This is a genomic window from Domibacillus sp. 8LH, assembly GCF_038806185.1.
Taxonomy (GTDB): Bacteria; Bacillota; Bacilli; order Bacillales; family Domibacillaceae; genus Domibacillus; species Domibacillus indicus_A.
Genome location: NZ_JAVJNG010000044.1, coordinates 1 through 15,351 on the forward strand (window position 1 = coordinate 1; position 15,351 = coordinate 15,351).

General features: G+C 36.8%; 13 protein-coding genes. All 13 read right to left on the minus strand.

The window, feature by feature from the left end; all coding sequences use genetic code 11:
• Positions 1–1,097 (minus strand): phage NrS-1 polymerase family protein (locus RG959_RS22955; protein WP_483298920.1); only part of this gene is annotated, 1,097 nt, incomplete at its 3' end.
• A gap of 1,017 nt (positions 1,098–2,114) precedes the next feature.
• Positions 2,115–5,417: a DNA cytosine methyltransferase gene (locus RG959_RS22960; protein ID WP_342799132.1), complete on the minus strand. Its 3,303-nt coding sequence runs from the start codon at positions 5,415–5,417 to the stop codon at positions 2,115–2,117.
• Between the two features lie 25 nt (positions 5,418–5,442).
• On the minus strand, positions 5,443–5,733 hold the full coding sequence (locus RG959_RS22965; protein WP_342799133.1) for a hypothetical protein: 291 nt from the start codon (positions 5,731–5,733) through the stop codon (positions 5,443–5,445).
• 592 nt (positions 5,734–6,325) lie between these two features.
• The gene (locus tag RG959_RS22970) at positions 6,326–7,294 is read right to left on the minus strand and encodes a hypothetical protein (RefSeq protein ID WP_342799134.1); all 969 of its coding nucleotides are present in this window, start codon (positions 7,292–7,294) and stop codon (positions 6,326–6,328) included.
• Positions 7,284–8,912, minus strand: a complete 1,629-nt coding sequence (locus RG959_RS22975; protein ID WP_342799135.1) for a hypothetical protein — start codon at positions 8,910–8,912, stop codon at positions 7,284–7,286. The genes RG959_RS22970 and RG959_RS22975 overlap by 11 nt, the downstream gene beginning before the upstream one ends.
• Positions 8,913–8,914: 2 nt before the next feature.
• Positions 8,915–9,463 (minus strand): hypothetical protein, encoded by a 549-nt coding sequence (locus RG959_RS22980; protein ID WP_342799136.1) that lies wholly within the window; start codon positions 9,461–9,463, stop codon positions 8,915–8,917.
• A gap of 154 nt (positions 9,464–9,617) precedes the next feature.
• Positions 9,618–9,905, minus strand: a complete 288-nt coding sequence (locus RG959_RS22985; RefSeq protein WP_342799137.1) for a toxin-antitoxin system HicB family antitoxin — start codon at positions 9,903–9,905, stop codon at positions 9,618–9,620.
• Between the two features lie 5 nt (positions 9,906–9,910).
• Positions 9,911–10,687 carry a ParA family protein gene (locus RG959_RS22990; protein WP_342799138.1) on the minus strand — a complete coding sequence of 259 codons (777 nt, stop codon included), beginning with the start codon at positions 10,685–10,687 and terminating at the stop codon, positions 9,911–9,913.
• Positions 10,688–10,739: 52 nt separating this feature from the next.
• The gene (locus RG959_RS22995; RefSeq protein WP_342799139.1) at positions 10,740–11,687 is read right to left on the minus strand and encodes a tyrosine-type recombinase/integrase; all 948 of its coding nucleotides are present in this window, start codon (positions 11,685–11,687) and stop codon (positions 10,740–10,742) included.
• Positions 11,688–11,960: 273 nt separating this feature from the next.
• Complete coding sequence (locus RG959_RS23000; protein WP_342799140.1) at positions 11,961–12,776, minus strand: GIY-YIG nuclease family protein; 816 nt, start codon at positions 12,774–12,776, stop codon at positions 11,961–11,963.
• Between the two features lie 19 nt (positions 12,777–12,795).
• Entirely contained in the window at positions 12,796–13,677 is an 882-nt protein-coding gene (locus RG959_RS23005; protein WP_342799141.1) for a hypothetical protein, read from the minus strand.
• A 109-nt stretch (positions 13,678–13,786) separates the two neighbouring features.
• Positions 13,787–14,338 (minus strand): hypothetical protein, encoded by a 552-nt coding sequence (locus RG959_RS23010; protein WP_342799142.1) that lies wholly within the window; start codon positions 14,336–14,338, stop codon positions 13,787–13,789.
• Positions 14,339–14,394: 56 nt separating this feature from the next.
• Positions 14,395–15,351: DnaB-like helicase C-terminal domain-containing protein (locus RG959_RS23015; protein ID WP_342799143.1), on the minus strand; the 957-nt coding region annotated here is incomplete at its 5' end.

Here is a 15,351-nt window from a genome sequence, read left to right on the forward strand (position 1 = left end):
TTAAATCCTGTTGGAATATATGGCGTATCAACGCTTTCTGCTATGCCATTAATAAAGCCTTGCAAGTGATTAGCTGTGCTGTTCTGTAAGTATTCCGTTTTTAATTCTTCTGGGTTTTTCTGATTGAGCGGGGGGATGTCCTTTGCTACGTATTCATTAGGTGAAGACAGGCCATAGTTTCCGCTGTAAAAATCGGTGTTACTACGCCCTAATAAAGCTTTATTTATCGTCATTTCGCCATAAGTCGTTTTTCCTCGCCGCTCGTCCCATTTACTTCTGTATAAAGCAGACTGTCTGAATAAACGGTCAATCGTTTTTTGATCTCCTTTTGCGTAAAAAGCTAATTGATCGCATAAAGCTAAATCCGCTGCGGAATCATCCCCGTTGTATGGAGATGTATCGCCGTTCCATAACGCCCGTATTTCCTTGCCGCTTCTTGAATTGAACATCACTTTTAAAATATCTCCATCCATCCCTGTCATGTCCACAGAGGGTGCGCCTGACTTCCATTCCTTCGCTTGCTGGCTTTGCTGCTCTTTGAAATAAGATTTATATAAATCATTGATTAATTGCTGATCGTATTCTATCGGTGCGTCATTATATACACGGCCCGTCATCGTTACCCATCCGCTGCCGCCGAATACTTCCAGCTTCTCGCCCGCTTCCGTATATCCGTTCTTTCCCATGCCCTCGGGCTTTATTCCTTTTAACCATACATGGTAGCCTTTTCCGCTCGGGCTGATTTCTGTATAGCCTAAATTGGTTAAATCCTCTAATTCTCTTGATATATTGGTTGTACTGACGTCGTTATCTAAATCAATGCAAATAAGATCGGTTTCAGCTAAAGCAAAGCCTACACCGTCAAAACGTCCTGTTTGAAATGCCTGTTCCACATCATAAAAATTGTACAGATTGGACGGAGTATTCCAGCCATAAAAATCGCTTCCATCAATTTTGACAGGGACTTTCGTTGCTTCGTTGGGCTTATCCTTTCTCGGTACAGCTTTCCACAGGAGCCATCTATTCATCTGCTTCAATTCCCCTGGCATATTATGAAACTCTGGTACGGGTATTCTATCGCCTGTTCTAAGCGCCATTTCGCCGCTCTCCTTTCCGTCTGCCGTTCATTTTTGTACCACTTTCGGCACATCCTTCTAGTTATCTTTTTATTTATTTTTTAGGATTTGCCCCCCGTTGTAAAACGGGGGGACAAAGCCAATAAAGTACTTACATTACATACAGTACTTACACCCCCTTTGTGAAAGTAGCCCAACTTCTTATGGCTCTAAGGATCAACGGACTTTTTGAAAGGCTTTAAAGGGGAGACTTATACGACCGAAAGGGGAGACTTATACGACCGAAAGGGGAGACTTATACGACCGAAAGGGGAGACTTATACGACCGGGATATGTTAAACATAATAAACAATATACACATATAGCATATACGAATATATCTTTTAAAATTTGCATAAAAGAGAGCGGCTACATGCGTATGAACCGCTTAATGAGGTATGCTTCAATCTTTATTCAATAAACTAAACAGATTGTGGAATACCCCCTTGGGAAAACTATTGTTAATTTATCAAGAAAAAGTTGTTACGCATCCATTGAAAGCATACGTCATTACGAATCTAAAAAAGCCATTTTTCAAAGAAGAAACAAAAAAAATAACCCATCCTGTATACAGAGTGTGCGCTCTGTGACTGGGTTATTTTTTCGACCTCATCAAATTGCCGTCTTCATTCTGTTATGCGTTGTTACCGGGGATGTTAGTAGCATCCTTATTTTTATTGTAGAAGAAATGTTTGTAGATTGCAAAAATATACTCATATAAAGAGGATGAAGGTAACATAAGTGGGATTGTCATGAGCCAATCTTGTCAATCGGCAGAATAAATATGTATATTTTATTCATTCGAGCGATGCAGAAACGTTCAGTATTCTCTTTCTGAAATAGAGAGTTTTCAAAGAGAATGATTCTTCACCTTTCATCAAAACCCTTTTTTATATTTTGAAATTTGAAAAATGAGCTACTCATTAAGTTGTTTATCAACCTTAAAGGCAGCTCATTTTTACTAATAATAAAAATCAATTCAATGTATAAAAACTGTTCTTATTTTTTTTCAAGTAAAGCAATTAAATCCTTTACCCAATCATTGCATGGTTCGTCAATCGGAGCATATTCTCTTCTTTTTTGACACAATGATTCTACAAAGGCTAATAACCACTTCCCAGCTAAATCAGGTATTGAAGTATCTTCAGCTTTGAAGTTCACCCATTCTTTAAAGCTTAATATTTTAATGTGAGTATTGTAAAGTTCCTCAAGCTCTGTTTTTCTTGAGTTTACATCTTCATCAATAATTGGTGGAGAATCAACTACAAACCCAGCTAATGCAGTCTCTGCATGTACCTCCAATTTGTCAGATAACTCTTCCAGTTCGTCTAACAAATAGGGCTTTTTGTATTTTGCATCCCATGCTTCAATGATTAGGTTGCTGTCTCTTTGTGGAGAGATCTCTACGTCTCCGATGTTACCATGCTTTTTATTGGCAGATCTCATTTGTGACAAAGGATTTAACACTCCTGGAAGCTTTTCTTGCTCATCCAATATCTGCAGGAGACTATGCAATGCTACCTCAAAAACACGCGGTGCATATTTTGTCGAATTCATGTATTCAATTACCAAATCTGCTGCATCTTCTAATTCGAATTGTTTCTTTAGGAGTTCTTTTGTTAATTTAATCGCCTGTTCAGAATTACTATTGAATTCATCACTCTTATTAGCAAGATGAGACAGCAGGTATTTGAGTGCCGCTAAGGCATCGACCTTACCCTCTTGAATCATATCAACCAAAATCAGCCATTCTTTTTTAGGTCCCTTTATCGTGGCTTTATAAAGAGGGGAATATGGATAGTTTTCTGCGAATGTTCTCGTCATCATACTTCCAAAATTATTCACTTTGAGTAAATCATGACTTCTTAAAACACTGATTACATGTCCGGTGTTTATAGTTCTCATTGATACACCTTCAACCCAAGAGAAGTTTACAGACGCATTATTTCCTTTATGAAGACGTATATCTTGTACGGGAGCAATAGCTTTAATGGCTAGTTGACCAACTAGTACGCCTATTAGTCCTCTTCCCTGCTCACTTGTGTAAGAAGAAATTTTTTCTATTTGTTCTTTAGCTTCATCGCTCAATGTTAAGTTATTTATTACATCTGGATTTGTCTTAACCTCTTCTATTAGCTTTTCAAGATACCCAGATTTTAAGTTTGCTTGAATTAAATTATAACGCTCTTTTGTTTCTGCGTTTTGCGCACCTTCTTTAAATTCAACCTGGCTTTGACCTGAATTATAAATACTTCTATCCGGATAAACTATTAAGTGCGGTTCAATTTGCTGCGATGTTCCCTCCGGCTTGTCTTGTGAAAGCTTGGATTCCATTACCTCTTCAACTCCTAACGATTTTTGTAGCTGGACACTCACTGGGGTTAAAGTAGGAAATTTGTAAGGGATCAAATAATGGTCAGCAAGTATTTGTGGATTGGTATTTTTATTTCTAATTTCGAATCCAATACTTTTCAAAAACTGGGCATAGGATAAAACAAGTTCTTCTTGAACATCCCACTCTTCTGCCAAATCCTTTACACTTTTCAATTTTGGTATCCCTTCACCAGTTACCACTTTTGAAACAATTTCCCACTTCTTCTGAATTTTATCATTTGGGTAAGAGATTTCACAGGCGAATTTAGGTTTGTACTGGTAATATCCGCATAATTGAACTAGATCAGCTTTAACCTTATTTAAAGCTAGTTCGTGATCTAATGCCTTCCAAACAGCCAGAAAGATCTTTTCGTTTAGTTCCCCTCCCTTTAGAAAAATGGATTTGTAGCCAATATCCCATCCTTTTAAAGTTGGTTTTAACTCAATCGTAAAGTCATTCTTCTGTTTCTTTTCAAATGCAGTAATCATTAGACTATCGTTTTCATTTTTTACTTCTATATTTACAACATCAGTAGCGTCGCTAACTTCTTGCCATTTAAAATTATTCAGATCGATGATTGCAGAGTAAGATCGATCATCGATTATATTTTTTTTAGATAAATCTTTACTTTCAACTTTTCTAGATGCCAGGTATTCCGTGGCAATCTTTTCGTACATTTTTGTTCTTAACTTTTTTCTTGATTTAAACCCTAATGGCTCATCTTGAGATAACGTTTCAATTTCAAATGGTATGTCTACATTGAAAATTTGTTTAAGAACACTTAACGATAAAATTCTTGCTATCTGAGGCGGCACTGAATTTCCAATCTGCTTGATAGCTGCCATTCGCCCGCCGCTAAACACATAGTTATCAGGAAAAGTCTGTAGTCTTTTCAGTTCTCCAATTGAAAAGGCTCTATTTTCCCAATGAAAAGGTCCAGTGTATTGGCCGCCTTGGGCTTTTAACGTACGAACAGGCAGCAATGGATCTGCTTTGTATAAAAAATCAGAAAACTTAGATCTCCAAGCAAAAATAGGATTAGGATGACCCATTTTTTCAGTGAAAAAACTATAATTTAATCCAGGTGGTACTTCCTCCAGAAGATGACCATATTTACCGTTAATTTTGCGGTCGATCTCATCTTTACTTGAATAAGCACCTTCAATCGCATCTTGTGCAGAATAAAACGGTAATTCTGCAATTGAATCTGGACCATGAGTAGGACGTGGAAAGCGGTAGTCTATACCGTCTTTGGTTCCAATTATTATTAGACGTTCCCTAAACTGTGGCACACCGTAATCGGCGGTATCTAGAACTCTAAAATGCAATTTATATCCTACCTCTGCAAAAGCTTCTTGGATCATTCTCCAAGACTCTCCTTTTTCAGCTCCTAATATTCCTGATACATTTTCAAATAAAAAGGCCTTTGGCTGTAGCACCTCCAAAATCCTTACATACTCTTCAAATAAAGTTCCTCTGTCATCTGTTGTTCCAAGAACTCCAGATGCCCTACGACCAGCAGCAGAAAAAGTCTGGCAGGGAGGTCCTCCTATAATAAAATCAACCTCTCCAATTAAGTGTGAAGGATCGTAATCCCTTATATCTAAGCTCTTAACTATGCAGTTTTTATTTAAAATACCTGCTTTAATATTTTCCGATAAGGTAGCAGCACAATGTTTATCTATCTCAACAGATTCAACAATTTCAAATCCTGCATCTTCTACCCCGATATCCAGTCCGCCGCCACCAGAAAACAAGCTCAATACTTTTATTGTTTGAGTCTTTGTTTTTTGCTTTTCTCTTAGCTTTACTGAAAATTCTTCTATCCAGTTTCCCTCAAAAGTTAGCCCTAAGCTTTCTTTTAAGATGGAGTAAAAATCTCTTGTACTTGGGTCTGTTTTTTCATTAAACAAATTGAGTTGTCGCATTTTTTCTCCTAACTTTTTATGTCACTTATAAATTTTTTTTAAATTCTTCACGTAGCAACTTTTCGATAGCATAGTTAACCAGATCTGTTTTAAACCCCCGTGGCTCTTGCTTAGATAAGTACTCAATTTCCTTTATCAAATCCCGCCGGATAAAATAAGTTTGTCTTTTATGTGTATCTTCAATCTTTAGTCTATTGCGTTTTTGCTCAATAATTTCACTGAATGAAGGGCTATTAGATCCTAACTCTTTTGGAAGGATGGAATTTTCTTCATTGCTTTGTTCGTTTTCTGTCAAAGATTTACCTTTAGGTTCCATTCTTATTTAACTCCTTCCATATTTAAGGATAATTCATTGCAATACGTATGGAATTTTATCCGTAAACATAGCAGTTTTTTTCGTGAAATGCTATGTTTACAATCTTATAGAACAAGGGATTAGCTGTATCTAGGAATAAAATATTTCTTTTAAACAATGTTTGCTGTGCTTGCCCCTTTTTCAGTTTAATAATGTGTTAATTTTAACACATTGCCTTAAATACAATAAGCAGTATATTTATTATTAAGTAACACCTTCATTTTTGTGTAATATTTTTAGTATTACGTAACAGTATTACATAATATAATGATTTTTTGACCACGCCCAAATTTATCTTTCTTGGCTCGCCCAGCAATCTCATCAGCCGTCTGTCCGACATCGTGGGCATCCTGAAATGTTTCCAGATCAGCTACATGTGCTGTTTTAGCTTTTGTTTTTCCGTTTCGACCTATTTAGCCAGATCCTGTTTAAAAGGGCTGTTTTACTTTAACAAGACAACTAAAAAAGTTGAATTCCTGTACGATAAAGAATTCAACTTTTTTGGTTAGAATTTACTTAACGTTGTAAATTCGCATTTTCCTGATGCTAACCCTTAATAAATAATCTCTATACCTTTGGCTACCCGGCCTGCTTTGTATTCACTAAAGCTTTTTATGATCTTCTGCTCTTCCCAATATTCCAGTAAGGTTTTTATATGCTTTTTTAATGCTTTGGTTTTATCCTTGTTTGGATTGTGAATACCAATGTTTTTATAAATCGTTTCATACTGAATTCTATTTTTGTGGATGTTGTTGCTTGAGTTTTTCATCATCTCAATACGTTTCAACAGATATAGCCGCAACACTGTAACTTCCGGTGTACTATTCAGCACTTTCTTGGTATTTAACATTTCAATCGGTATTTTAACAATCTGATTAATTGCCTTAGAGTATTCATACAAGATCGGTGATGAATTAATTACATAGGCTTCCAATTCTACATTATTCATAATCACAGTATGTTTTCTAGCTGACAACAACATATCGTCCATTTTTGTTTTTTCTATTGGAACGCCATGAGCTTTAGCTTGTTCTGTGAAATCAATGGTTAATTTGGTGCTGCGGCTTTTTTCTATGCTTTCAGCTACTCGTTTTTCAGCCACAGGGGAAACTTTTTCTTTATCCGATAGTCCATTCATAGCTCTATATACCATAGCTGGTGTAAAGGCTTGATTTCCAGCCGCCCACAGGGTTGAAACAGCGTCATGTACGGACATATCAAAAGGAGTGAAGGGATAGCGTCCTTTTAAATCTAAGGCAGTGTTGTCGTAATCCAAAGTAGCAAACACTTTCACTTCTTTTGCACCCTGTTTGCTGACTTTTATTTGCTGTTCGCCTTCTCCTATAAACTCATTTGGCAATTCATTAGCCAATTTTGAATTGCTCATAAGGAATTTTTCTGGCAATATGCTGGCTATATGAGCGGCTTCGTTGGTACTTACCTTTGATTTTTTAGGGACTGCGCTTCCTTTTGTTTCTTTAAATACGCTTGGCCATTCCCTTAGTTCATTCCTATTGCTCATGATCGCCACCGCCCAATATAGATAAAACGGTTTTTTCATTTTGGATAATGCTTTCTACGTCTAACATATGGCGTTTAGCTTTTTTTATGGTTTCTTCGCCTGGTTCTGTATTGCTCATTTTTATAATTGAGAATACATCTTTAATCCGCTGTTTTAATTCATCGGTTTTCTCTAAATTAACGGTTCCGTCATCGTTATAAGACTGAGCGTCTTCTACTATCTTTTCTAAACGGTCATTGATCCACACAACAATATTAATATCTATGACTGTGCTTTCAGCTAACTTTTTCAATTCGGGTACTTCTATCATTTCAGCTATAAGAATTAAGAAAGTAATGTATTGCTTAATCCTTTTGACTAGGGATACAATGCCCCTTTTTGTGGCAATAATGCTGTATATTTGATCATCGTCCATTTCTTCTAACGAAAACATTTTTTCCAGCAGCGTCGGCTCATTCACGTAATAACCTTTGTTATCGGTTTTTGCACCGAAGGAGACAACATCATCTTGCAGTACGGCAATACCGCTACCATAGCCATTTATGTGAATTCGGTCATAACGCTTTTCGTAATCAAGGAACTTGCTCTTTACTAATGTTTTTAGAGGTATGCCAATATCGTCGTTCGTGTAGTCTGTTTCTTTAATGTCTTTTGTAGATTCCATCCCTTTGTAGTTGGTAATTTCTTTTACAATTTCATTGTATAACTCTGGGTAATCCGCTTTAAATTCTTTTAATGTTTCTTTTGAATCGGTTTCAGCGCTCATATAGAAACCATCTGCATATTCCAATACCTCAAACTTTGTAGCGTCTGCTGGGGCTGAAAGATCCTCTACCCATTTTACTGGTGATTCTACATCTGCGTATTCGTGACCAATATATCGATTGTGTAAATATACTTCTGAACTTACTTCTTCGCCTTCGCTTTGTTTAAATAGAGAATAAGGCGGATATTTCTTTAACTCTCTTTGGTGTTCTTCAAGTGTCATATCACAGGAACGCTTACCGTCTGGAAAAAGAAAATACCCACCTTCGTCTTTTGGCCAATAGTTAGCAAGTATGCGGCGGTTAGTGATTTTTTGCTTTTTTGCTGCGGTAAAATATTTGTTGTATTTTGTGCGTTTTCCCTGTTTGTACTTCTTTAAGTAATAGTTCAACGTGTCAAAAATGATAAATTCCATTGAATGAATCTGTTTATCAAGTTTCGCTTTTTCCGCTTCGTATAAGTCGTCATATTGTTTTTTTGTCACAATTTTAGGCAAGCGGCTTTTATGTTCCTGGTTCATTACAATGTGGTAGTACTCACTGACAATAAACATCAAGCGCCATGCATTTGCTTCATATTCTTGTAAAAAAGCATGAACTTGTACCATTGTATCTGCGATTAATGTATGAAGCTGTCTGTATGACTGATAAACGGTTATATCATGCCTGTTGTTTGGGATACTGTCCACGAGTTTCTGGCGTTCTGCGTCCGTAAACAGCCCTTTGTATTCTGTCTGGTTTTTGCTTTTTCTAAATTCATCGTGCATGGCAAGTAAGTCTTTAATCATCAGCCGCCCGACTTCTTCGCCTGTTAATTCCTTGCCTTTCAATAATTGTTTAATTGATCTTGCCATGTTTAACGTCCTCCAATAACACTTTCTAAGGCTTCGATTTTCTCTTTCAATTCATACTGTTCATAGGCTTTTAGCATGTTCATTAACGTGACATTTTCTTTGCTTGCCTGTTTTGCTGTCACTTCGCCCGCTCTGATTCTATTCAGCAGATCATTAAACAGGTTAAGAATGAATTGTGTATCTATACTGCCTTGTACTTTGTTTGGCGGTTGCAAGTCGATGTACTCGCTTTTCAAGGCGTCCTCGTACTTTAACTTTAATTCCAACAGCTTTTCTGGCGTCGCTTCCTCCAGGTCTTTACGGGTTAAGGCTTCGTCAATCCGCTGTAACGTGCCGCCTAACTTTTTTATTCGAGCTTCCCTTGTCATGTAGTAGGTGTCATACAGTTCTTTTAAACGCTCTTTTTTCAATTCACTAATCTGTTCTTTTAGCTCCGTTTCCCACTTGCTGCATGTCCCTTTGGCAATATCTAATTCTTTGGCGATATACACATAACTTTTGCCGTCTGCCCGTAATTCGATAAAGCGCAATTTTAAATCCTGTGATTTCATAAGCTGTCACCTTCCTTTCATGACAACGTACATTTATTCATGTTTAACTTCTGCTAATGATAATTTACGGAAGTTAAGATAAATAGCCCATATCATTCAATTAAGCGGCTGTTATCCGCTAATGTTTAGACTAATGTTTAAACTAATGTTTGGGTCAATATTTTTTCATAACTTGGTTATACTTTTCGATTAGATCGTTTTTATCTTCCACGTATTCATTTAACACACGATTTATTAAATCATTCACACTGGTTTCTTCCATGGTTGCTACTTTTTTTAAATTTACATGAAGACTAGGCGTTACTAACAAATTCAGCCGCTTGCTTTTTGTTTCTGTACTTTCTGAATCAGGTTTATTATGTGTATTATCTGTTTGTTGCGTCTGATCTGTATTTATAAATCTTGCCGCCGGATTGTTTACTTTAAAATTTTTTTTGCTCATTGTTTTTAGCTCCTTTTGTCAATTCTTTCTATTACTTCGTCCACAAAGTTACTTAAATCCTTTACTGCCTTTGCTCTCTTGGCGTAAGTGAATACATCTTGCTGGCTTGCTTGCGCTTCCTTAATGGCTACGCCTTCTCGTATTTTCGCTTTATAGACACTGGTTTTTAATTGTTCTGCAGTTTCCTTTATCATTTCGGCAATATCTCTGCTTAAAACCGTCCGCCAATTGTGTCTTGTAATCAATATGCCGTTTATATATAAGCCTGGGTTTGTATATGTTTGAACGGCGTCAATAGTAGCGTATAGTTGTCCAATTCCTTGCAGGCTGAATATATCCGCTTGCGTTGGTACAATAACTGTATGAGCAGCGGTTAAGGCGTTCACAGTAAGGATAGATAACGTTGGTGGCGTATCTATTACAATATATTCGTACTGATTGCCTAAGCCGCTGATCGCTTCTTTCAAACGGAATTCCTTCCCGGTCTTGGTCAACTCCATATCTAAGCCTGCTAATTGATCGCTAGCAGGGATAGTATCCGTTTGATCTGTTTTGTAAATCACTTCGGGAAGTCCCGCTTTTTTGGTTAGCAACTCATAGGCCGTCGCTCCGTTCGGCTCTAATCCCATAGCGTAAGTAAGATTACCTTGTGCATCTAGGTCGATACATAAAACGCTATAACCTTTGGCTTTTAACCCATTGGCTAAGGCGTGCGCCGTTGTACTTTTGCCGACTCCGCCCTTTTGATTGGCTATCGCGATTACTTTCACATTGTCCCCCATTGCGTGCCCTCCCTGTATATGGTGTTTAATGTTTATTATGTGTATATTATGTTTACTTAAATATTGCTCCTGCAATACGCTGCTCACTTTGGTTGTTGGCTCTCTCTAAATGATGTAAGTACACCATTGTAGTATTAATATTGCTGTGTCTTAATAGCTGCTGTGTTTCTTCCAGCGTTCCGCCATTCATTAAATTCAATGTTCCTGCTGTATGGCGCAAACTGTGAGCCGTTAGCCTGTCGCTGTCGTATCCGGCTTTTTTCATTCGCTCCTTTACAATGCTGCTAATACTGCGGGTAGTAAGCCGCTTTCCTTTATTATTATTGCTTGTGCTTGTAAAGAGCGGCTGTGTCGGATTACTCGCCTGTGCAGCCTTTAGATAATTTCGTATTGCTTTTTCCACGGGGGGGGCTAATTTCACATACTCTGTTTTATCCTCTCTACCTTTTCCTTGAATATAAAGCGCTGAAGTGTCTCCCACATTCCGTAAATCCTCTATATTTGCCCTACTTACTTCTATCGTCCGCAATCCACAAGTAACCATTAGCGCTAATATGGCATAGTCTCTTAAGCCCTTTAACGTATCTCTTTCAATGCTGTTTAAAATGTCCTGTATTTGACCTGTGGTTAAATAATCTTTTTTATGTCCTTTGCTGACAGATGCCCCTTTGATCTTATCTGCAATATTGGGATAATAGCCTTGTTGTGCCGTCCATTGAAAAAACAATCTCACTGCCACAATATAACTTTGCACTGTACTGGCTTTTTTGCCTGTGTCTTTCAAATAATCTCTAAAAGCTAGTACCTCGGATCTTTGCGGCTGTTGTATTCCATTTTCATAGAGATATTTAAAAAATTGTTTTAATGCTCTTGTGTACGTTTTAACTGTGTTTGGCATAGCGTCCACATAATGTATAAACTGCTGGTACATATCCGGTGTTATTTGCTTTTCCTGTTGCGGTAATTGGTTTGGTTGTTCGCTTGGTATAAGCTCATTCATGCTTAGCCCCTCTTTATATTGTGTTTTATGTGTATATTGTTTATATGATACATTATACACGCAGTTCATTTATTTCTACAATTAAAAAAAGTCGACTTCCATTTTTAAGGAATCGACTTTTCTATAAAGTATTTTTTCTTAGGGGTCTAGCCAGAAAAATGTGAATTTAACTTTTTGGGTTATCTTGTTAAAATAAAGCACGCGTTATTTCAATATTCAATAAGTATTAAGAATAGATAAATAGCAACTCAAATTACTTTGTTATCAAAGAGTTTAATTCTCATCATCGGGTCTTAACCACCCTGTATAATTACTAAATATATTATTTTCTAATTCTTCAAACGGAACATTATCTTCTTCACCAGGATAGTTTACTAAGTTTAGATATCTATAAGCCTGATTAAGTACATCAATTTGACTGATTTCATTTTCTTTTGCTATGTAATTTATCCAATCTTCTCTATATCGTTGTATCCAATTCCAAATGTCATTTGATGCTGACCGGCCTTCATATTTTATATTCCAATAATGCTGTATTAAAAAGTAGACAGGAGATACATTAAATGATTTTGCTTCCTGTTCAAAATCTGAAAGTTTATTTTCAATATATATACAAGGATTCTTAACATACTCTTCTTCTTTGGATTTATAAAGAGCCTTCTGCTTATTGAAAATAGGGAGCAATGTATTAATAAGTAAGAATTCCATTGTTTCCCTTTCTTCTTGTTCGTCAATTAAATATATATCAATCCGATAGATACAATCTTTAAATCTAGGGTCGTCGAGATGATCATACAAACGGGAATTTAAAGAACTCGACTTACCCTCGTTATTAATTCCTACATACAAAACAATGTCGTTTTTATCGTATAAAACATATAATCCTTTTTCACGTGGAGGTATCTGAACCGGACCATAGAACTCAAGGTGTTTTTCATCGAACCCGGCCACTTCTTTTATGTTCCAGATAGCATACGTCATAAAAGGTTTCGGGAATTTGAAATCTAATTTAATTGAAATTTCTCCTTTCATACCAGAAAGAGAAAGTTGTTCTATACCTGATTTTCCTTTAATAAATAATTTAGTCATGATGATTTCACCACTTTCTTTAGTCACTAGCAATATTATATTTATCGAGGTATTCTTCTTCTGTCATATACTCCATAATGTCATCTGGTTTAATTTTTAATAGTGGATTTACATAAGAGAAAACTTCATATGCGTGACCTTTTAGGACATCCAACGATCTGTTGATTACCCATTTCTTTACTTTTACTTCTATTTCATCATCAGGTAAGTATTCTATATTGTCTTCTGTAACTCCGTAATCACTATCCTCATACTCACCGGGGAATGTAAACCAAGCATGATAGTTCAGAGGCTGCTTAAATTTAAGGATATAGTGTTTCTTGTTTTTATCGTTCTTCCAATCCAATTCAATCGTATCATCCTTTAAAAATTTCGCTAAATCAAAAAGTATCTCTGGTCTATTCTTTGTATCGCCGCCGTATTCAATGACATTTTCGTTGTATAAAAAGCCATTCACCTGAAAGTCACCATAAAATTTGTGAATGACACTATCTTTATATCTATCTTCGTCTCTTGTAGAAAAGCCTTTAGTTTTCTCGCTTATATCGAATTTCTTCCCTTTAAACAAAATGTACTTTTCCCCTATGTTAACCTGGATACCCTTCTTTTTTAAGTAAGCTTTTAATGGAGTTTCTTGTGTTACCGCATTTTGCAGGTTAATGATCCCTTTTTCTTTAATTGACTGGCAATCATCAATGCTGGCGGTACTGTGTAAGCTCACCAATTCTACAGTATCCTTTTCTAAGAGCTTTTCATCCTCTATTTTAAATGCTTCCAAAAAGTCCATTACATCTGCATCAGTGTTTTCTAAAATGAAATCTACAATTTTTACTTCAGGTAAGTCCAAAAATTCCGCTAGTGATTTAACCGTACTGTTGAAATCCGTCATATCAAATACCAAACTTGAACACCCCTAAATCAAATTTTACTAACCGATTAATAGAACGCTGTACATGTGTATATAATGCATATATGTTTTATGTGTATTGTGTGTATATAATGAATGTGTGTTATGTGTGTATAAACTGTATACGCCGCTTATGTTCACTGATAGCTGTATTAATCCTCTTCTGATCCGCTTCACTGGTTGTATTTGTCTTCGCCGCTTCCAGTCTTTTTAATCGTTCCTCTAACTCTTTTTTCTCAAATTCCAACATATCAGGATTTTCTAAGCCTTTCCCGTGTATGGCTTCTAAATCTGTTTTAATTTGCATATAAAAGGCGCTGTCACCCGTAATAGTGCTAATACATTCCACGGCTTTTAGCAGCAGCCTATACGGATTCTCTCCCGCCTGCACGCTTTTTATAATGTCTACTCTGGCTGCCGTGCTAATTCTTTTAATATCCTGCTGACGTTTGTAAGCGCTCGTTACTTGGTCATTCAATGCCTGTAGTTTACTCAATTTTTTTAGCCCATTTTCGCTTTCATCCGTATAAGTGCCGTATTGGACGTTTTCAGCCTTTTTCGCGGCTTCAGGTAGTTTATTATTATTTTTGTTTTCAACAATGTTATTTCGGCTTCCTATGGCTTCTAAGCTAGAAAAATCCAAACTATCGTCCATATACTTGCCCTCCTTTAGTTGCTACCCGATCATCCTCCGGGCACTGCTACAGTTTTTTATCTTACCTTTGGGCTTGCCGTTCCCCGTTCAGAATTGTTATGGCTGCGGCTACCGCCCTCTTTGAAATAGTTAAATAGCGTGTAGTACTCATAAGCAACAACATCGCCTGTACGCCCGTTGCGGTTTTTCAAGATTTTTAATTCTATTTCCCTTGGGTTTTTCTGCTTGGCCTTATTCACATCAAAACCGCTCTCTCCTGCCCCTTTTGCCTGTAAACCTATAAGAACATCGCTGGAATACTCAATAGCACCGCTTTCTTTAAATGCTTCCATGCTGACAGACTGGTTGTAATTCTGTCTATTGAATGACGATATACCGAAAACGGGTATTTTATAATCTCGACTAATCCGCTTTAATTCAAGTATTGCCTTATCCGTGTTTTGCTTGTCTGTCGCCCGCTCATTGTATGGCGCCAATAATTGAACATAATCGACAATAACTAACGGCAGATTGCCTGTTAATTCAATATGCTGCTTAACAGTTTCCCTTACTTCCTGTACCCCTATGTCCCCTATGCCTTCTACAATATAAATCCGTTCTGCATACGATTTATAATTGTTAATCGAATCAACAATTAACCTTCTTTCTTCAACGCTATAATTGGCATACCTCTTTCCTGTTGTAATTCCTCTAGCCGTTTTAGCGTGCGCTATATTCCCCTTGTTTTCTAGTGTGTTAATCAAAGTTAAGCGGGAAATACTTTTTGCCATTATTTCAGTCCTGGCCATTTCTAAACTGAATATTAAAACGTCTGTTCCAGAAGCAGCCACTTGGTCTCCTATTTGAGTAACAAGCGTTGTTTTTCCTAACGACGATATAGCCCCCACAATGTATAACCCCTCGTATAATCCACCGTCTAATACCTCATCCAGCTTATTAAATCCTGTTGGAATATATGGCGTATCAACGCTTTCTGCTATGCCATTAATAAAGCCTTGCAAGTGATTAGCTGT

Bases quoted from the DNA above. Each gene is read 5' to 3' on its own strand.
- RG959_RS22960 (WP_342799132.1), bottom strand. From the start codon at position 5,417: ATGCGACAACTCAATTTGTTTAATGAAAAAACAGACCCAAGTACAAGA.
- RG959_RS22965 (WP_342799133.1), bottom strand. From the start codon at position 5,733: ATGGAACCTAAAGGTAAATCTTTGACAGAAAACGAACAAAGCAATGAA.
- RG959_RS22970 (WP_342799134.1), bottom strand. From the start codon at position 7,294: ATGAGCAATAGGAATGAACTAAGGGAATGGCCAAGCGTATTTAAAGAA.
- RG959_RS22975 (WP_342799135.1), bottom strand. From the start codon at position 8,912: ATGGCAAGATCAATTAAACAATTATTGAAAGGCAAGGAATTAACAGGC.
- RG959_RS22980 (WP_342799136.1), bottom strand. From the start codon at position 9,463: ATGAAATCACAGGATTTAAAATTGCGCTTTATCGAATTACGGGCAGAC.
- RG959_RS22985 (WP_342799137.1), bottom strand. From the start codon at position 9,905: ATGAGCAAAAAAAATTTTAAAGTAAACAATCCGGCGGCAAGATTTATA.
- RG959_RS22990 (WP_342799138.1), bottom strand. From the start codon at position 10,687: ATGGGGGACAATGTGAAAGTAATCGCGATAGCCAATCAAAAGGGCGGA.
- RG959_RS22995 (WP_342799139.1), bottom strand. From the start codon at position 11,687: ATGAATGAGCTTATACCAAGCGAACAACCAAACCAATTACCGCAACAG.
- RG959_RS23000 (WP_342799140.1), bottom strand. From the start codon at position 12,776: ATGACTAAATTATTTATTAAAGGAAAATCAGGTATAGAACAACTTTCT.
- RG959_RS23010 (WP_342799142.1), bottom strand. From the start codon at position 14,338: ATGGACGATAGTTTGGATTTTTCTAGCTTAGAAGCCATAGGAAGCCGA.